Genomic DNA, 17,188 nt, shown 5'->3' with positions numbered 1-17,188 from the left:
GACCCTGCCGCCCGGCCGCTCCGCGGAGGAGTACGAGGTCGGCAACCGCCTGCTCGCGCTGCTCACCGCGCAGCAACGCCGTACGCAGGTGAGCGACCTGCTGCGGCGCCTCGGCGCGGACGCCGACGAGGGTGCGCGGATCAGGGGCCTGCTGGACGGGCTCGGCCGGTACGACGACCTCAGCGGGCGGTCGGCACAGGAGAACGAGCAGACCCCGGACCGGCCCGCAGGCCACCCACCCGCCGCCGCGGTCATGCTGTCCGCGGAAGCGGGCCAGGTGATGCACGCCGAGCTGCTCCCGGGCGCGACCGCCCTGGCAACCACGTACGGGCGCCAGGCGGCCTCGGCGGAGGCCCGCGCGCACGACGACGCCGTACGCGCGGCGATCGCGGTCGGCGGCGCGGGCGCGGCCGCGGTGGCGGTCCTGGGCCACTGCCAGTTCCGGCTGACGGTCCGCTACCGCAGGGTGCTCAATCCGCCCCTGGTGGCGGCCACTCTGGCGGTGGTGGTGATATCCGCCGTGGGCGCGCTGTCGTTCCTGTCGGCGGCGGACAGGGCGACGGCAGCGGGGCGGGACGGGCTGCGGCCGTGGACGCGCCTGGCGGAGTCCCGCGCGGTCGCGGCGGAGGCGGCGGCCGCACAGGGCCGCTGGTTCGTCGAGGCCACTCCTTCGACGGTCGACAGCGCGCGCTTCGGCGCCCTCACCGGCCGCCTGGACGGCCTGCTCGCCCCCAAGGCCGGACCGGCCTCCGACGACGTGCTGACGCGCTACGGGAACTTCCTCGCGGACAACGTCCGCCTCCGGCAGTTGCGGACTTCCGGGCGGCTGGACGAGGCCGTCACCGTCCTCACCGAGATAGGCCGGGGACGCGTCGCCTTCGACTTCTGGGACTTCTCCACCACGCTGGGTACGAACGCCGGTGAGCGCATGGCCGCCTTCACGGCGGAGACGGACCGCACCCGGGCCGACCTCTCCGGCTGGCCCGCCGTTCCGGCCGGCGTGCTCGCCGTGTCGGCCGCACTGGTGCTCGCGGGCTTGCGCCCCCGGATGGCCGAATACCACTGAGGGGCGCCCGTGCAGTGGCACGGAAACGCACGGAAAGCGCTCGGGCAGTGCCACGGAAACTGACGGAAGCCGCACGCGCAGTGCCCCGAGAACCCCGGCAACACGAAACCCTGCCCGCCATGCCCGACCGTGCCCGAGGGCACGTGGACACGGCGAACAGGGTTAAGTCAGCCGCGGATTACTTCCACGCCTTGTGGCTCATGTCCCACTTCTGCCAGTGGCCCTTGGCCATGCGCTTCCAGCAGTGGGAGTGCTCGTCCCACTGGGCGTAGGACTTGGAGTCGGCGTCCCAGCGCGTCCAGACGTGCGCCTTGGCGTCGAAATGGTCCTTCTTCTTGTCGACGCCCTTCTCCCAGCCGAGGTGCAGGCCCTTCTTCTCGCCCTTTTCGCCCTTCTCGCCCTTGTCCTTGTCGCCCTTGCCGTGGTCCTTGTCGCCCTTGCCGTGCTCACCGGCGGGCTCGCCGTGGAGTACGTGGGTGTGGGTGGCCGGGGCCGGGTGGGGAGCCGGGGTGGCGAAGGCGGTGCCACCGGCCGCGGCGACACCGGACAGCAGAGCAGCCGATGCGGTCGCCGTGGCGACGCGGCGCGTCCATGCGCGAGACATGCGTTCTCCTTGCTTTGGGCTCCCATGGAGCTTCGCGACCACAGGAGCCGTGCTCGTGATGCGGGAGCATTCTTGGCGCCAACTCGCCCGCAGAGCGAGGGAATCCGATCGCTTTCCTCCATATGGATGATCGGCTCTTGTAGTGCGACGAGACCTGTGCAAGGGCCTGTGCGAGGACCTGTGCAAGGGCTCCGGCGGCCGCCCTGCCGGTGCCCCCGCACGCGGTGCCCGTCAGGCGCCGGCCGCCGTGACGACGGCGTCCGTGGCGAAACCCAGCAGAATCCCCGACAGGACGCACCAGGTGGTGAGTTCCTTCCGGCCGGCCCTGCGGGCGACGGCGAGCAGTTCGATGACGACGTAGAGGATCGATCCCGCCGCCAGCCCCAGGAAGGCGATGGAGAGCGTTTCGTTGACCACGTGCTGCCCGATGAGCGTGCCGACGAAGGTGGGGCCGCCGCCGATGAGGCCGAGCCAGAACAGGCCGACCCAGGACGGGCGTTCGCCCTCGGCGGCCAGCGGGGCGACGATCCCGAAGCCCTCGGTGGCGTTGTGCAGGCCGAACCCGATGACGAGCAGGAGGGCGAGGGAGAGCTCCCCTTCGGCGGCCGAGTTGCCGATGGCCAGGCCCTCGGCGAAGTTGTGCAGGCCGATGCCGGTCGCGATCATCAGCGCGAGCTCCCCGGCCTGCGTACGGGGAGTCCCGCCCCGCCCCGCCACCGCGACGGCACCGGGGCCGTCCGGCCGGGCCGCGGCGGCGTTCCGGCGGCGCAGGGTCCAGGCGTCGTACGCGACGAGTCCGACGAGCCCGACGGCGAGTCCGGTGGCCAGGACGGCGCCGCCGGAGGCGGCCTTGCCCCAGCGATGGTCGCCGAGCGCGCCGTCGACGGGCTCCCAGGCGTGGGTCAGGACGTCCCACACGAGGAAGATCAGGATGCCGATGGCCGTGGCGTTCAGGCCCGCCTTGAGGCGTGGTGTGGGCCTGCGCAGCCGCCCCACGGGCAGCCCGAGGTAGATGGTGAATCCTGCGATGGCACCCAGCAGGGCGATGTTCGAGCTGGACATGGGTACTCCGCGGTGCAGGGGAGTGGGGGGTGCGGTGGCGCACATTCAAGCCAGCTTAGGAATGCCTAACAACACCTCGGTCATGGTTTTTTGGAGAGCCATTACCTCGGGGACCGGGGCAATACCAGCGGCTTTCCGGAAGGGCAAGCCAGACCTCATGTCCCATGGTCACGCGTTCGAGGTGGCTTGATCCTGCCCATGGGGGCGATCGGGCCGCACCGACCGCCGGTTGTCAGACCCATGGGTGAAACTGACGTCGCTTCAGCGCACCCATGAGGAACGGGGACCACATGTCCATACGCCCGATGCCGCGGAAGGCCGTCATCCGCGCCGCGGCGCTCGCCGGTGCCGCCGCACTGGCCGTGTCCGTCGCCGCCCCGGCGAACGCCGCGGCCCACGGCTCCGGCGCCGCCACCAGCACCACTCACCAGGCCAAGGCCGCCGTGAAGACCGTGACTCCGCAGCAGGCCGCCAAGGCCGTCGCCTTCGCCGCGCAGCAACAGGGCAAGCCGTACATGTACGGGGCGACCGGACCCGACTCCTTCGACTCCCCCGGCCTGACGCAGGCCGCGTACGCCGCCGCGGGCGTCGGCATCCCCCGCACCTCGCAGGAGCAGTGGCAGCGCTCCACCCACCTCACCGCGAGCCAGGTGCGCAAGGGTGACCTGGTCTTCTTCGTGAACGGCGATCACGTGGGCATCGTGGCCGACGCCGAGAAGCACCTCATGATCCACGCACCGCGCGTGGGGACGACCGTCCGGTACGAGTCCTACGACGACAACCCGCTCTTCACGGGCTTCGGCCGCCCGTAATACCGGCCGGACCCGCCGCCGACCGCCCCGCCACCGGCATCCCCTGCTCCACCGGCATGCCTGCCCCACCAGCACGGATTATCCGGTGGCGGGGCCGTCGATTCACGGCGATGATCCCCCTATGTCGCGAACGTTCGAGGACCTGATCGCCGAGGCGGAGTCCGTATCGGTGGCGGGCTGGGACTTCTCCTGGCTGGAGGGCCGGGCCACCGAGGAGCGTCCTTCCTGGGGATACCAGCGCGCCATGGGCGAGCGGCTGGCGCGCGCGTCCGCGGCGCTGGACATCCAGACGGGCGGCGGCGAGGTCCTCGCCGCCGCCCCGAAGTTCCCCCCGGTGATGGTGGCCACCGAGTCCTGGCCGCCGAACGTCGCCAGGGCGACCGCGCTGCTGCACCCGCGCGGGGCCGTCGTCGTCGCCGACGAGGACGAGCCGCCGCTGCCGTTCGCCGACGCCGCGTTCGACCTGGTGACCAGCCGCCACCCGGTGACCGTCTGGTGGGACGAGATCGCCCGGGTGCTGCGGCCGGGCGGCACGTACTTCTCCCAGCAGGTGGGGCCCGCCAGCGTCTTCGAACTGGTCGAGTACTTCCTCGGGCCGCAGCCGGAGGAGATCCGCACCGCGCGCGACCCCGAGGACGCGCGCCGGGCCGCGGAAGCCGCCGGGCTGGAGGTCGTGGACCTGCGCGCCGAGCGCCTGCGGATGGAATTCCTCGACATCGGCGCCGTCGTCTATTTCCTGCGGAAGGTGATCTGGATGGTCCCCGGATTCACCGTCGAGCGGTACCGCGACCGGCTCCGGGACCTGCACGACAGTATTCGGGCCGAGGGTCCCTTCGTCGCGCACTCCGCGCGTTTCCTGATCGAGGCCCGCAAGCCCTTCCGCGACTGAGCACCGGGCGTACGGGCCTGTGCCCGTAAGGCCCGTACGCCCTGTGAAGCCCGTACGCCCCGTAAGGCCGTCTGCCCGTACCCCCGGCGCGCACGTCCGTTCCGCGCCCGTCCCGCGCCTTTCAGACCGTGCCGAAGAACCGGTCGCCGAAATCCCCGATGCCCGGGAGCATGTAGGCGTTCTCGTTCAGCCGCTCCTCGATGGAGGACGTCACGATCCTCACCTTCGGATAGCGCGCGCAAACGGCGGTGATGCCCTCCGGGACGGTGATGAAGTTGACGAAGACGATGTTCTCCTCCTGCACCCCGTGGTCGAGGAGCAGCTGAATGGCGGCGAGCGCGGTGCCGCCGGTGGCCAGCATGGGTTCGAGCATCAGGACGTGCCGCTCGGCGATGTCGTCGGGAAGCTTCGAGTAGTAGAGCTTGGGGAGCTTCGTCACCGGGTCGCGCTGCATGAGGATCTTGCCGATGCGTATTCCCGGGACGACGGTGCGGAGTTCGGCCTCCATGCTCTCGCCCGCGCGGATGATCGGCACCCCGCAGAGTTTCCCGGCGAACCGCAGGCCCTTGTACTCCCTGCCGACGGGGGTCTCGACCACGTGCTCCTCGAAGGGCAGCAGGTCCAGGCCCGCCTCGATCAGCATGCGGATGATGCGCTCCGAGTAGAAGACGAAGTCCTCCCGGCTGGCATTGCGGTCACGGATGACCGTGTGCAGGGCCCGCAGCTGGTTCGTCTGCGGCAGCAGGTGCACATTCCTGCCGAGGTATTCCTCGATCGACACGGTCTGCTCCGTCGCCCCGGTCGTGCTGGTCATGGTGCTTCCTCTCCCCACGCGTGTTTCTCGTGTTCCCGTGTTTCCCGTGTTCTCGTCTATTCCGTCGGCGGCTGCTCGAAGGACGGGGGAAGTCCCGGCGTCACCGTGAACTGCGTGCCCGCCGCGCGGTAGACCGACCTGCGGCCGGTGCGCTCCCACACCCGGCGCGTCACGTACACGAGCTTCGGGTTGTGCTCCTCGTCCTCCTCGAAGGCACGGAGAACGGTCAGCCGCCAGTCGTGTTCCCAGATCTCCGGGGCGTCCGCGTCGACCGCGTCCCGGAATGCCGCGTGGAGGCCCGCCAGCTTCTTCCGCTCCGGGAAGTCGGCGCCGGAGAAGATGACGCACAGCATCCCGGTCCAGAAGCACTTCACGACATGCTTCCGCTGGTCGTCGGGCAGCTTTCCGGCGATCTGCTCCATCGCGTGCAGCGAGGTGATCAGATGCAGCAGGACGAAATCGCCCGGCACTGCCAGATACAGCAGGGACACCACGTAGTAGAGCTGTTCCCAGCTCTCCTCGACGTCCTGGTCGTCGATCCACGCCGGGGTGCGGTAGATCAGCGGGTGCCCGGCGCCGAGCAGCCTGGCGATGCGGTACTGCAGGCCGGAGCGCGCGAGTTCCGGGTGAATTCCCTCGGCGATACCGACGGCGGTGTCCCCGACGAGTTCCCGGACCCAGTTCCGGAGCGCTTCACGGTCGTCGTCCCAGGCACCGGCGATCCGCAGCAGGGAATCGACGGCCTGCTCGCCCTCGCTCCCCTCGCCCTTCCCCTCTGCCCGCTCCGGGTGGCACGAGACGTACGAGAACGCCATGTAGGCGAGGCCCTCGACGGTCATCCACCGGTTTCCCGCGTCGATGGCCCAGCCCAGGTGAATGGTGGCGTGGGTGAAGGCGCCGACCCAGCCGGGCAGCAGCTCCGGCACGTAGCGCCGCAGGAGTTCGTCGGTGCCGAGCTCCTTCTCGCGACGGTCGAAGAAGTCGCAATAGGCGGAGAAGCTGCTGCGCTCGCCGAGGTGCTCGCGCCAGTTCTCCTCGGTGATCTCGTACTTCGACACACGCGGCGGCTCCAGGCCATAGCCGTACGTGGTGAGCTCGGCATAGCTCTCGTAATACGCCTTGATCTGCTCGGGAGTCGCGCCGAGCCCGTCCAGGGCGATGACCGCGTGCTTGACGTGGTTGCTGAGGTGCCCATTGAACTCGATGTGATACGTACGGTCGTTGAGCAGTTCCTCGACGACGGTGGTGTCCGTCATGTGTCTTGCCTTTCTTGCTGGGAGGCCTGCTGGGAGGCGCTCACCACTCTGGACAGGTAGACGCCCGCGATGACGATGACGACCCCCAGGCAGCGGAGTGCGCCGGGTGCCTCGTCCCGGCTCTGGTAGTCGATGAGCACCGCGGTGATCATCTGGCCGCTGATCACCATCAGGGCGGCGGTCATCGCCCCGAGCCTCGGGAACACATAGCTGTTGACGGCTACGAAGAGCGCGCCGAAGAAACCGCCGAGGTAGGCGGTGAAGGGCGCGGAGCCGGCCTCGTCGAATTTCCAGTCGTTCATCACGAGCAGGACGAGCGTGAGGAAGAGGAATCCGACGACGTGGTTCCACAGGGATGCCTTGAACGGGCCGACCTTTGTGCTCAGTTTGCCGTTGACGGCCCGGCTCGTGCCGATGATCGCGCCGTTCAGGAAGGCCAGCAGGATGTAGGGAAGCATCGGTCACGCCCCGCCGAAGATGATGAGCGCGCTGCCCGCGAGGACCGACAGCACGACGAGGAAGTCCGCGAGCACCAGTCGGCGCCGGGGAGTGCCGAACAGGCCGAAGGAGTCCGAGACGATGCCGAACAGCACCTGGCCGACGAGCATGAGCGCGATGGTGCCGGAGAGCTCCAGGTCGCTGTTGACCGCGATGGAGGCCAGCATCACGGTGAAGGCACCGGGAATGCCGCCCAGGTAGGACCAGAGCGGTGCGGCGGCCCGCTGCCCGCTGCCACTCCCGCTCCCCCTCCCGCCTTTTCCGGCCTCTGCGTTTCCGGCCCCTGCGTTTCCGGCCTCGTCCTTTCCTTCCCTGCCTTCTCTTTCCCCGGCCGGGCCGTTCCCGCCGCCCGCCGCTTTGCGGCCGGGACGCAATGCCCTGCCGGTCAGCACGACGAGGACGAGGGCGACCACGGCGCCCAGGCCGTGGGCCACCCACGACCCGAAGACCGACGACGTGTGATTCGCCAGGATGCCGTTGTAGTGGGTCATCAGCGCGAGGAGTACGCCCCCGGCGATGCCCAGGATCCAGTCGGCCGACCGTCCGAGCACGGTTATCGGCCCTCGCGGATGCCGGGGAAAGCGGCGCGTATGCACGCCAGGACCTCGTCGAAGGTGTCGGCGGTCCAGGTGGGGTCGGCCGTGGCCAGTTCCTCACGGCCGTGGATTCCGTAGGTGACCGCGATCGACCGCATTCCGGCGCCCTTGGCCATCAGCAGGTCATGGGTCGTGTCCCCCACCATCACGGCCTGGCCGGGACCGATGCCCAGCTCCGTCATGACGGCACGGCCGGATTCGGGGTCCGGCTTCGGCCTGGACACCTGGTCGGCACCGATCACGACGGAGAACAGGTCGCGCAGGCCGGCCGCCGTCAGCAGCGCGTCGGCGCTCGCGTAGAACTTGCTCGTCGCCACCGTCAGCGTGAATCCCTGACGGTGGAGTTCCGCGAGGCCGTCCGCGACGCCGGGAAAGAGGAGTTCCCGGGATCTGGGGAGGATGATTTCCCGGAACAGCCGCTGGTACTGCGCCACGCCCTCGGCAACGCGTTCGTCGTCCAGCGGAATGCCCAGCAGTTTGCCGAACGCCTGCTCCAGGGGCAGTCCGATGGTCGCCCGGACGGCGGCCGGGTCCGGGGCATCGGCATCCATGGCCGCGAAAGCGGCGGTGAAGGTCTCCACGATGGCGCGGGGCGTGTCGACGAGCGTGCCGTCCAGGTCGAAGACCACGACGTCTGTCATCTCGGTCCTTTCGGGACTCGCGATCGGATTCCGGTCGCTTCGGTTCTTCAATTCGTCCGGAGGAGCGCGGCGTGCGCGGCGGCGATACGGCCCGCGGCCTCCGCCGTGCTGATGAGGACCGCCATGTTCGCCTTGGCGGACCGCCCCTCGGTCACCTTGTCCACCGCGCGCATGAGGTACTTGGTGATGGCGTTGCCGCGCACCCCGTCCTTTTCCGCGGCGACGATCGCGTCCTCGATGGCCTGCTCGACCTCGCGGCTGTCGATGGCGTCCTCGGCCCCGATGGGGCTGGTGACCAGGAAGCCGTTGTCGTTGCCCAGGGCCCAGTGCGTCTCGATGGCCCGGGCGATCTCCGTCTCGTCGTCCATCCGGTGCGGGCTGCGGAATCCGCTGGAGAGGCAGTAGAAGGCCGGGAAGTCGTCGGACCGGTAGGAGACGAGCGGCACGCAGTGCGTCTCCAGGAATTCCAGGGTCAGCCCGAGGTCGAGGATGTTCTTGGCGCCGGCGCAGACCACGGCCACCTTGGAGCGGGTGAACTGGACGAGGTCCGAGGAGATGTCCATGGAGCGCTCCGCGCCCCGGTGCACACCGCCGATTCCCGCGGAGGCGAAGAACGGGATGCCCGCCAGGTCCGCGGCCACCAGTGAGGAGGCGACCGTGGTGGCGCCCATGCCGCCCCGTGCGAGCACGATGCCCATGTCCCTGCTGCTGACCTTGGGAATTCCCGGGGTCGACGCGAATCGCTCGATGTCCGCGTCGGTCATGCCGACCAGGATGCGGCCGTTCTCGACGCCGATCGTGGCCGGGACCGAACCGCCGGCCCGCACCGCCGCCTCCACTTTCCGGGCGGTCTCCGCGTTCTCGGGGTACTGCAGCCCGTGGGTGATGACATTCGACTCCAGGGCCACGACCGGCAGGCCGGAGGCGAGGGCGTCGGACACCTCTTCGGTGAAGACCAGCGGGACGTTCTCGTGGTTGTTGCGCACTGTCGCTTCTCGTTTCGCGTGAGGGGGCGGCGGGCCGGGCGGCGGCCGGAAGGCCCGGTCGCCGCCGACCGCTCGCGGTGGTCTCCGACGTCAGTAGTTCGGCGTCAGTAGTTCGGCGTCAGTAGTTCGGCGTCAGTAGTTCGGCGTCAGTAGTTCGGCGTCAGTAGTTCGGCGTCAGTAGTTCGGCGTCTTGATGAGCAGGTCCTTGCGGCCCTCGATATCGGGGCCGTAGACGCGCTCGTTCCAGTCGGCTTCCGCGACCGGCTCCAGCGCGATCGAGACCACCCCGGGGTCGCACCCGAACGCCTTCTGCACGGCAGCCGTGATCTCCGCGGCCAGAACAGTCTTCTGAATCTCCGTCAGCTCCGCCGGGAAATGTCTGACATCAACGTGCGGCATAGTTCTCCTGCTCTCTCACGGCCCGGACGCGGTCGGTGATCCGCTCCACGAGCTCTTCGACACCGGGGTCCTTGAGCATGCTGTAGTGGTCGGCGTCGAGGTCGACCACGGTCGGCTCGGCGGCCGAATATCCGCTGCTGTTCTCGATGAACGAGTAGTCGTCGCCCTGCGCCTTGAAGAGGGTCACGGGCGCGTCGAGCCGCCGTTCGGCGAGCTCGTGGAAGGCGTACTCGAAGGAGTACGTGCGGTGCACGATCCGGATCACGCGGCGTACCAGCGCGGGGTCGAGGCCCTCGAAGTTCTCTGCGACGAACGCGGCGAAACTCTCGTCGTCGTGGGCGGCCTCCAGGCACTTCTCCAGCAGCGGCCCGGAAATGGCGCCCGCGAAGACGGAGAACAGAATCGTCACATACGTCCTGTTGGCATAGGAGGCCACCCGGCTGCCCTCGCTCGCGCCCGACATGCGCACCTTCGGGTTGCCCGGGGCGATGAGGAAGAGGTTCTCCACCCGCTCCCCGGCCTGTTCCAGCTGGTACGCGGTCTCGAAGGCGACCCGGGCCCCGAAGGAATATCCCCAGAGTGTGTACGGCCCCTCGGGCTGGACGCGCCGGATCTCCCGGATGTCGGCCGCGGCCATCTCCTTGATGGTGGCGTAGGGCGTCTCGTTCTCGTTGATGCCGTGCGCCTGCACCCCGTAGAAGGGCCGTCCGGTGTCGGCGCGCTCGGCCAGCAGCCGGAGGTTCATGGTGTATCCGCCGAGCCCGGGCCAGCAGAACACGGGGCTCTGCGTGCCCTTCCTGCGCAGCCGCACGAGGCGGGAAGAGGCAGCGGCACCGGCGTCGTCGACCTGACGGGCCAGCTTTTCCACGGTCGGGGACTCGAAGAGCACCTGGAGGGGCAACGAGCAGCCGAACTCCCGGTTGATCCTGTTGATCAGGGAGACCGCGATCAGAGAATTGCCCCCGGACTCGAAGAAGTCGTCCTGGACGGACACGGCGTCCCGCTTCAGGCCCTTCTCCCAGAGTTCGGCGACACGCTTCTCGGTCTCCGAGCGCGGGGCCACGTAGGGCCGGTCGACGAGTTCCACGTCCCGTTCGGCGAGGGCCTTGAAGTCGACCTTGCCATTGGCGGTGAGCGGCATCCGGTCCAGCACCAGGACCCGGTTGGGCATCATGTAGTCCGGCAGGAAGGTGCTCAGGTCGTCCCGGACCAGCTCGGCCGGTCCCTTCATATGGACGAGGTCCTCCTTCATCCCCTCGCTGCGGAGCTGTTCCTCGCTCACCCGGCCGCCGACGCAGAAATAGGAGGGGCCCGCTTCCTCACCGCGGGCGGCGAGGATGTCGCGCATCCTCTTGTGCGACGGAAGGTCGTCCCCGGACCTGGAGCTGTAGCCCGAGGACATGAAGCCGAGATCGACGTCGTTCATCTCCAGCTGCTGGAGGCGGCGCCCGAGATCGATATAGCTCCGCCAGTCGTCGGCGGTCCGGCTCATGACCGTGATCCCGATACTGGCCCGCTCGTAGACCGCCTGGTTGATGGCGATGACGTGCTTCTTGAGGACCAGCTCGTCGGACACCCGCTCCAGGGCGCCGCCGGAAAAGCGGTACTGGCCCGCGGGGAGGTCCCGGACCTTTCCGGGGTGGGCCTGGACATAGACGTCCAGCAGGTCGTACGGCCGGGGCACCGCGCGCGGGGATATCCCGTACGTGCCGAGGTAGTAGTCCTCGTCGGCGCAGTCCAGGTGGCCGCGGACGGCGGGCGCGTACTCCAGGTCCTGGATGTTCAGCCCGTGGGCGGGGAGGATCTCCTCGAAGAGGGCGACCATGTGGCCGGTCTCGATCTCCAGGACTTCCTGGATGTTGTTCTTGTAGACCGGTTCGATGGCGCGCTTCTTGCCCATGAAGTGGACCTTGAGGCACGGTTCCGCGGTGGCGGGCGCCTCGTCGATCAGCACCAGCCGGTGCTGCACCGGGTGGTAGTAGTAGAAGCCCGGCCGCAGGCCGGCGACGCCGGACAGCTCCAGGTACATCTGTGTCGCGTAGAGCGATCCCGGCGAGGCGTATCCGTACTTCGCCAGCAGCCGTTCCTCGCTCAGGTACTGGCCGAACCAGCGGAGGATCTCCCCGAATTCGGCGAATCCCAGGGTGGCGAGCTCGCGCGGTCCTGTGCCGCCGGTCTTCCGTTCGAGGAGGCGGAGAATGTCGGCCTGCTCGACCTCGCCGCCCTCGTAGAAACGGTAGGTCTTGCGGGCGAAGACGCGGCGGCGCTGTTCGGCGGTGGCTTCCCGGCCGGGCAGGTCGAATGCCTCCTTGCCCTCGACTTCCCCGGGCTCCCGGCAGCCCATGTTCGCGAGCTGGGCCTTCACCTGGAGCTTGTTCTTCTTCGACTGATGGTGGGCGCCGTGGTTGCCCTGGTCCATCAGCGCGGCTTCCTTGGGGTTCAGCTCGATGAAGGAGATCAGGTTCTGGAAACCGGTGCGCGGGTCGTTCTTCACGATGACCGCCGCGTTCTTCACCCAGTCGTGGGTCTCGATCGCCAGCCGAATCTCGTCCAGTTCGACGCGGAAACCCCGCAGCTTCACCTGGTTGTCCGTACGGCCCGCGAACTGGACCGTGCCGTCGGCGTTCCAGTGGGCCAGGTCGCCGGTGCGGTAGAGGCGTCCGCCGCGGCCGCCCGCGGCGAGCGGGTGTTCCACGAACCGGTCCGCCGTCAGGTCCGGGCGGTGCAGATATCCGCGCGCCAGCTGGATCCCGCCGATGTAGAGCTCGCCGATCTCCCCCGCGGCCACCGGCGACAGTTCCTCGTCGAGAATGACGTACTCGGTCCCGTGCACGGGCGCGCCGATCGATATCGCGTGCGGCCCCTCCTTGACGGTGTCCCGGTCCACCGTGAAGGCGGAGGAGTTGATGGTGCACTCCGTCGGGCCGTACACGTTGACGAGCTGGACGTGCGGCATGGTCTCCAGGCACTCCACGGCGAGATTCCGGGTGAGTGCCTCGCCGCCGCTGAAGATCTGGCCGAGCGAGGTGCAGGTGTGCAGTTCCTCGGTGTCCAGCAGCGCCTGGAGCAGCGTCGGCACGCACTGGAGCGTGGTGACGCCGTGCTCGGCGATCGTCTCGATCAATTGCTCGGGATCGCGGTAGATGCCGGTTGCACCCATGACGACCCTGCTGCCGCAGGCGGGGGCCAGGATCTCCCATTGCGCCGCGTCGAAACTCATCGGCGTCTTCTGGAGGACGGTCTTGTCCGGGCCGATGCCGTAGGTCTCGTGCAGCCAGCGCATCTGGCTGACGATGCTGCGGTGCTCGATCATCACGCCCTTCGGCTTGCCGGTGCTGCCGGAGGTGTAGATGACGTACGCCAGATCGTTCGGACGGGGGTCCGGGACGGGCTCTTCCCGTCCTTCGGCGTCCCGGGCCGCGGCCCATTCCTCGACATCCGCCGGCGTGACGATCCGCGTGCCGTGCGGGGCGAGTTCGGTGAGCCTGTGCTTGAGGTGTTCCTGGGCGAAGACGACGGTGACGCCCGCGTCCTCGATCATGTAGCGGAGCCGCTCCTCGGGATACTCCGGTGACAGCGGCAGATAGGCGGAGCCGGCGAAGAGAATGCCCCAGGCGCCGACCATCAGCTCCAGGGACGGTTCGACGAACAGGCCGACACAGTCGTCGCCCGCCGAACCGATTCTTCGTAGGAACGCGGCAAGTTCCGTGCTGCGTATGCCGAGTTCGCGGTAGCTCAGGGTTCCTTTCGCGTGGACGACGGCGACGGCGTCCGGCCGCGTCCGCACCTGTGCCCGGAGCAGTTCGGGGAGGATTTCGCCTCCGGAGAATGCGCGGTCCAATTCGCTGAACTCCTTAGTGACCAGGTTCTGCCCGTCGGCCCTGCCCGCGGGACCGGAGGAACACGGCACGCCTGGGCGGCTGTCGCTGCCAGGGCCGTCCGCCACCGCGACACGGGGCGACGGGCCCTGTGGCGACGCGTTCCGGAACACGTGAAAGGGCACCCGAAGCCGCACGGCACGGGAATGCCGTCGCGCGCCGCGCGAGGCGGTACCGGTCCGAGGCCGCCGCGCCACACACGCCGGGGCGCGGAGCGGCACAGGGCATGAGTGCCGGGCGCGGCACGCGGCCGTGGCCGCCTGCTGCCGGGCCCTGTCGGGCATCGGCTCCCGCCGTCGGCTTCACTGGCGACGGCACCGAGACGAGCTGAGTGAGCAACTGTGTTGGATGCGGCAGGAGTTGAACGAATGGAAGTCGACAAGGCCTTTCATGCCGCCCCCCAGGCAACACCCTTGCGGTGACGATCGCGAGCACCCGGCATCCACCCCCGGGCAGCCCTCGTCAAGATATACGGCCGTCAGATACACGGCGCCGAACATTCCCGCCGAATTCGAATTCAGTGAAATTCGACGGCTGAGCCCTCTTGTTTTTCAGAACCGTCAAGCGTCGTCGGAGCGCGTGAATTCGCGCGGCGGACTAGGACGCGACAGCTCGTGGCATGCGATCCATACCGGAATCTTCCCCCCATGTCATGAGCAACTGACCGGACCGGCGATCGACCGCGACGGAGCCGGGACCTTAAGTGGAAGGTCCTGTTCCGCTCGCGGCTCGCCGTGAACCGGTGTTCAGATCCTGTGGGTTGGCCCGCCCACGTGTCAAGAGTTGTCCACTACAGCGTTTCCGGCCACCCGGGGCCCGTATGGGCTGATCAGAAGCTCACGCCCGACGACAACGAGCGCTGCCACCAGGGCTTCGGCCGATACGGATCAAAACGGATCAATGGAAGTAAATGCAGGGCACCTTCCAGACGACGTAAAAACACCCATTGATCACTTGACGGCAATCTCCACGGCAGGATATGCGGAGCCGGACACCCGAAGGGCGCCACGCGACCCCAAAGGCCCGTCGGCCCCCACCGCGAACAACTGCCCTATGGAAGCGGAGCGTTGATTATCGTTCACCCATGGCGGCGAAATTCCGGTGTACAGAATTCATCGAATCGACTGCCGCATGGCAGCACGACACCGGGGGTTCACACCGGCCGACCGGCGCGAACAGTCCGGGAACTCCGAAGGGCCGCGCCCCCGGGAGCCGTCACCCAACCCGCCTCAGGGTTGTCTCCGGGTTCTCTCGGGGCTCCCCCGGATGATCTCGGGGTGCGCCGCGCCGGAGTATGACGTCATGACTTCCCTCCTGTCGCGCCGCTCGCTGATCGGCGCCTCCGTCGCCGGCGCCCTGCTCCTGACCGCCGCCGTTCCCGCGAGCGCCGCCTTCGCCGCGCCCGCACCGGCCGGGAGCACGGTCGCCGGGACGACCGGGACGACCGGGACGCCGTCGGTGCTCCCGCCGCTCGACCCCACGGCCCTGCGGGCGGCCATCTCCGACCTGGACCACCCGCAGGCGACCGGGGCCCAGCTCCGGGTGAGCGGCTCGGCCGGGAAGTGGTACGGCACCTCGGGCGTCTCCGACATACGGACGGGACGGGCCGTCCACGCGGACGACAAGTTCCGCGCGGGCAGCATCACCAAGGTCTTCGTCGCCACGGTCATGATGCAGCTCGCCGCGGAGCACCGGGTGAGCCTCGACGCACCCGTGCGCACCTATCTGCCCGAACTGCTGCCGGAGGAGTATTCCCGGGTGACCGTCGGCGAGTTGCTCAACCACACGAGCGGCTTCGGTGACGAATCCGGCCCGGGCGTCCCGGTGATGAAGACCCCCGAGGACATCGTCGCGCACCGCTACGACCGCTGGAAGCCCAAGGACATCGTCGCGCTGGTGACCAACAAGCCGCTCAAGTTCACCCCGGGCACCAAGCAGGAGTACCGCGGCATCAACTACATCCTGGCCGCGCTGGTCGTCGAGAAGGCGACGGGCCACGCGTACGCCAAGGAGATCGACGCCCGCATCCTGCGCCCTCTGGGCCTGACGCACACGTCCTTCCCCGGCAACGACACCAAGATCCACGGCCCCCACGTGCACGGCTACTTGGCCATGAGCGACGGCAAGCTGAAGGACGTCACCGAGTACGGCCAGTCCGAGGCCTGGGGCGAGGGGGAGATGATCTCCACTGTCGACGACCTGGACACGTTCATCGCCGCGCTGTTCTCCGGCAAGCTGCTGTCAAAGCCCGCCCTCGACAAGATGCTCGAACTGCCGTCCAAGGACGTGCACATGCTGAACGACGGCTCCCCCGCCAGCTACAGCATGGGCCTCCAGACGGTCACCCTGAACGGCGTCCAGATGTGGGGCAAGACCGGGGAGCGGTACGGGTACAACTCCGGGATGTTCTCCACGCAGGACGGTCAGCGGCGCGCGGTCTACTCCTTCAACCCGACGCACCGGGACAGCACCCAGCAGCAGATGACGCTGCGCATAGCCGACGCGATAACGAAGGCGCCCGACACGAAGGCGCCGCGCCACTGACGTCACACCACCGACGCCACGACGTCGACGCCACGCCGTTGATGCCGTTGGCGTCACACCACCGGCGTCAACGGCCCGCACGGAAGATCCGGCGTCCGGGGTCGGCGGCCGTCGGCGTGCCGGGAAGCGGTGGTCCACGGTTCTGTGGGAAGACTGGGGCATGAGTACCCCTGCCAAAGCGCTCCTCGTGGGCGGCCCGGACGAGCTGCCGGAGCGGATCGTCCCGATCACCCCGCCCGGGTCCGAGCTGAAGATCCGGTTCCGTGCCGGATACGAGCACTTCAAGGTGACGTCGCGCTACGAGGAGACCGAGGCAGGACGGCTGCCCGTCTACGAGTGGTGGGAGCGGACGGAGATCGCGGAGTAACCGGAACGGGCCTGCCCCCGCGCCGCCGCTTCCCCATCCCCCCTGGTCGCCCTGGCTGACATCGGTGATCGAACACCCCGGCGATAGAATGGCGGGGATCATCAGGGCCGCGGCGAGACGAGGGAGGCCCGTTCATGGCTGCCGACAACAGCAGCGAGAAGTGGCGCGAGAAAGCGGTCGCCATGCGCGTCCTCATCTACGTCTTCGTCACGCACCTCTTCGCCGGCTTCATCCTCCTGCTGTTCTACATCGGCGGCGGCGACAAGTAGCGGGGCGTGGGAGCGGTCCGCGGGGCCACTCCGGGGTGATCATCGGGGCATGGACATCACCCTTCATCTCGCCCAGCAGCCGGAGGCCGACGAGTTGCTCGGCAGGAGCCCGCTCGCCGCGCTGGTCGGCATGCTGCTCGATCAGCAGGTGCCCATGGAGTGGGCGTTCTCCGGCCCGTACACCATCGCCCGGCGGATGGGGCGGGACGACCTGGACGCGTACGAGATCGCCTCGTACGGCCCGGAGGAGTTCGCCGCGCTGCTGTCGGAGAAACCCGCGGTGCACCGCTACCCGGGCTCCATGGCCAAGCGGATCCAGCAGCTGTGCCAGTTCCTGGTCGAGCACTACGAGGGTGACGCCAGTGCGGTGTGGCGGGGTGCCGGGAGCGGCGCGGAGCTGCTGGAGCGGCTGAAGGGGCTGCCCGGGTTCGGCGAGCAGAAGGCGCGGATCTTCCTCGCGCTGCTGGGCAAGCAGCTGGGGGTGACCCCGCGGGGCTGGCGCGAGGA

At 68.7% G+C, this 17,188-nt stretch carries 17 protein-coding genes; 7 read left to right on the top strand and 10 right to left on the bottom strand.

The window, feature by feature from the left end:
- A partial coding sequence (locus tag K6I34_RS13885; protein ID WP_229325814.1) for a hypothetical protein occupies window positions 1–1,066 on the top strand: 1,066 nt, incomplete at its 5' end.
- A 178-nt stretch (window positions 1,067–1,244) separates the two neighbouring features.
- Here the strand turns inward: K6I34_RS13885 and K6I34_RS13880 are convergent.
- Window positions 1,245–1,670 (bottom strand): hypothetical protein, encoded by a 426-nt coding sequence (locus K6I34_RS13880; RefSeq protein ID WP_229325812.1) that lies wholly within the window; start codon window positions 1,668–1,670, stop codon window positions 1,245–1,247.
- Between the two features lie 231 nt (window positions 1,671–1,901).
- Window positions 1,902–2,732 carry a ZIP family metal transporter gene (locus K6I34_RS13875; protein ID WP_229325810.1) on the bottom strand — a complete coding sequence of 277 codons (831 nt, stop codon included), beginning with the start codon at window positions 2,730–2,732 and terminating at the stop codon, window positions 1,902–1,904.
- A 290-nt stretch (window positions 2,733–3,022) separates the two neighbouring features.
- On the opposite strand from K6I34_RS13875, the gene K6I34_RS13870 reads away from it, so the two are divergent.
- Window positions 3,023–3,544, top strand: a complete 522-nt coding sequence (locus K6I34_RS13870; protein ID WP_229325808.1) for a C40 family peptidase — start codon at window positions 3,023–3,025, stop codon at window positions 3,542–3,544.
- Window positions 3,545–3,665: 121 nt separating this feature from the next.
- A complete protein-coding gene (locus K6I34_RS13865) occupies window positions 3,666–4,433 on the top strand; it encodes a class I SAM-dependent methyltransferase (RefSeq protein ID WP_229325806.1) in 768 nt (255 codons plus the stop codon).
- 121 nt (window positions 4,434–4,554) lie between these two features.
- Here the strand turns inward: K6I34_RS13865 and upp are convergent, their stop codons facing one another.
- The 8 genes from upp to K6I34_RS13830 all read right to left on the bottom strand — a co-directional run bounded on the left by upp (window position 4,555) and on the right by K6I34_RS13830 (window position 13,464).
- The gene (gene upp, locus K6I34_RS13860; RefSeq protein ID WP_374230917.1) at window positions 4,555–5,184 is read right to left on the bottom strand and encodes a uracil phosphoribosyltransferase; all 630 of its coding nucleotides are present in this window, start codon (window positions 5,182–5,184) and stop codon (window positions 4,555–4,557) included.
- Window positions 5,185–5,303: 119 nt separating this feature from the next.
- Window positions 5,304–6,503: a questin oxidase family protein gene (locus tag K6I34_RS13855; protein ID WP_229325802.1), complete on the bottom strand. Its 1,200-nt coding sequence runs from the start codon at window positions 6,501–6,503 to the stop codon at window positions 5,304–5,306.
- A complete protein-coding gene (locus tag K6I34_RS13850; RefSeq protein ID WP_229325800.1) occupies window positions 6,500–6,961 on the bottom strand; it encodes a DMT family transporter in 462 nt (153 codons plus the stop codon). Before K6I34_RS13850 ends, K6I34_RS13855 begins: the two co-directional genes overlap by 4 nt.
- 3 nt (window positions 6,962–6,964) lie before the next feature.
- The gene (locus K6I34_RS13845) at window positions 6,965–7,552 is read right to left on the bottom strand and encodes a DMT family transporter (RefSeq protein ID WP_229325798.1); all 588 of its coding nucleotides are present in this window, start codon (window positions 7,550–7,552) and stop codon (window positions 6,965–6,967) included.
- A gap of 2 nt (window positions 7,553–7,554) precedes the next feature.
- Window positions 7,555–8,238 carry an HAD family hydrolase gene (locus K6I34_RS13840; protein ID WP_229325797.1) on the bottom strand — a complete coding sequence of 228 codons (684 nt, stop codon included), beginning with the start codon at window positions 8,236–8,238 and terminating at the stop codon, window positions 7,555–7,557.
- 47 nt (window positions 8,239–8,285) lie between these two features.
- Window positions 8,286–9,224: a pseudouridine-5'-phosphate glycosidase gene (locus K6I34_RS13835; RefSeq protein ID WP_229325795.1), complete on the bottom strand. Its 939-nt coding sequence runs from the start codon at window positions 9,222–9,224 to the stop codon at window positions 8,286–8,288.
- A 174-nt stretch (window positions 9,225–9,398) separates the two neighbouring features.
- Window positions 9,399–9,623, bottom strand: a complete 225-nt coding sequence (gene pptA, locus K6I34_RS38645; protein ID WP_308294002.1) for a tautomerase PptA — start codon at window positions 9,621–9,623, stop codon at window positions 9,399–9,401.
- Window positions 9,610–13,464: an amino acid adenylation domain-containing protein gene (locus K6I34_RS13830; protein ID WP_308294001.1), complete on the bottom strand. Its 3,855-nt coding sequence runs from the start codon at window positions 13,462–13,464 to the stop codon at window positions 9,610–9,612. The genes pptA and K6I34_RS13830 overlap by 14 nt, the downstream gene beginning before the upstream one ends.
- A 1,339-nt stretch (window positions 13,465–14,803) precedes the next feature.
- On the opposite strand from K6I34_RS13830, the gene K6I34_RS13825 reads away from it, so the two are divergent.
- The 4 genes from K6I34_RS13825 to K6I34_RS13810 form a co-directional block, all read left to right on the top strand.
- Window positions 14,804–16,045 carry a serine hydrolase gene (locus tag K6I34_RS13825; protein ID WP_229325792.1) on the top strand — a complete coding sequence of 414 codons (1,242 nt, stop codon included), beginning with the start codon at window positions 14,804–14,806 and terminating at the stop codon, window positions 16,043–16,045.
- Window positions 16,046–16,205: 160 nt separating this feature from the next.
- Window positions 16,206–16,412 carry a DUF5988 family protein gene (locus K6I34_RS13820; protein ID WP_229325791.1) on the top strand — a complete coding sequence of 69 codons (207 nt, stop codon included), beginning with the start codon at window positions 16,206–16,208 and terminating at the stop codon, window positions 16,410–16,412.
- 134 nt (window positions 16,413–16,546) lie between these two features.
- Entirely contained in the window at window positions 16,547–16,681 is a 135-nt protein-coding gene (locus K6I34_RS13815; protein WP_220788401.1) for a DUF6126 family protein, read from the top strand.
- 49 nt (window positions 16,682–16,730) lie between these two features.
- The coding region (locus K6I34_RS13810) for an HhH-GPD-type base excision DNA repair protein (protein ID WP_229325789.1) at window positions 16,731–17,188 on the top strand (458 nt) is incomplete at its 3' end.

This window comes from Streptomyces sp. UNOC14_S4, from assembly GCF_020740835.1.
Classification (GTDB): Bacteria; Actinomycetota; Actinomycetes; order Streptomycetales; family Streptomycetaceae; genus Streptomyces.
Note: the sequence above shows the minus strand (reverse complement) of the source record. Positions and strands in the feature narration are given on the sequence as shown.

Bases quoted from the DNA above. Each gene is read 5' to 3' on its own strand.
- K6I34_RS13815 (WP_220788401.1), top strand. From the start codon at position 16,547: ATGGCTGCCGACAACAGCAGCGAGAAGTGGCGCGAGAAAGCGGTCGCC.
- K6I34_RS13870 (WP_229325808.1), top strand. From the start codon at position 3,023: ATGTCCATACGCCCGATGCCGCGGAAGGCCGTCATCCGCGCCGCGGCG.
- K6I34_RS13875 (WP_229325810.1), bottom strand. From the start codon at position 2,732: ATGTCCAGCTCGAACATCGCCCTGCTGGGTGCCATCGCAGGATTCACC.
- K6I34_RS13850 (WP_229325800.1), bottom strand. From the start codon at position 6,961: ATGCTTCCCTACATCCTGCTGGCCTTCCTGAACGGCGCGATCATCGGC.
- pptA (WP_308294002.1), bottom strand. From the start codon at position 9,623: ATGCCGCACGTTGATGTCAGACATTTCCCGGCGGAGCTGACGGAGATT.
- K6I34_RS13880 (WP_229325812.1), bottom strand. From the start codon at position 1,670: ATGTCTCGCGCATGGACGCGCCGCGTCGCCACGGCGACCGCATCGGCT.
- K6I34_RS13820 (WP_229325791.1), top strand. From the start codon at position 16,206: ATGAGTACCCCTGCCAAAGCGCTCCTCGTGGGCGGCCCGGACGAGCTG.
- K6I34_RS13855 (WP_229325802.1), bottom strand. From the start codon at position 6,503: ATGACGGACACCACCGTCGTCGAGGAACTGCTCAACGACCGTACGTAT.
- K6I34_RS13840 (WP_229325797.1), bottom strand. From the start codon at position 8,238: ATGACAGACGTCGTGGTCTTCGACCTGGACGGCACGCTCGTCGACACG.
- K6I34_RS13825 (WP_229325792.1), top strand. From the start codon at position 14,804: ATGACTTCCCTCCTGTCGCGCCGCTCGCTGATCGGCGCCTCCGTCGCC.
- K6I34_RS13865 (WP_229325806.1), top strand. From the start codon at position 3,666: ATGTCGCGAACGTTCGAGGACCTGATCGCCGAGGCGGAGTCCGTATCG.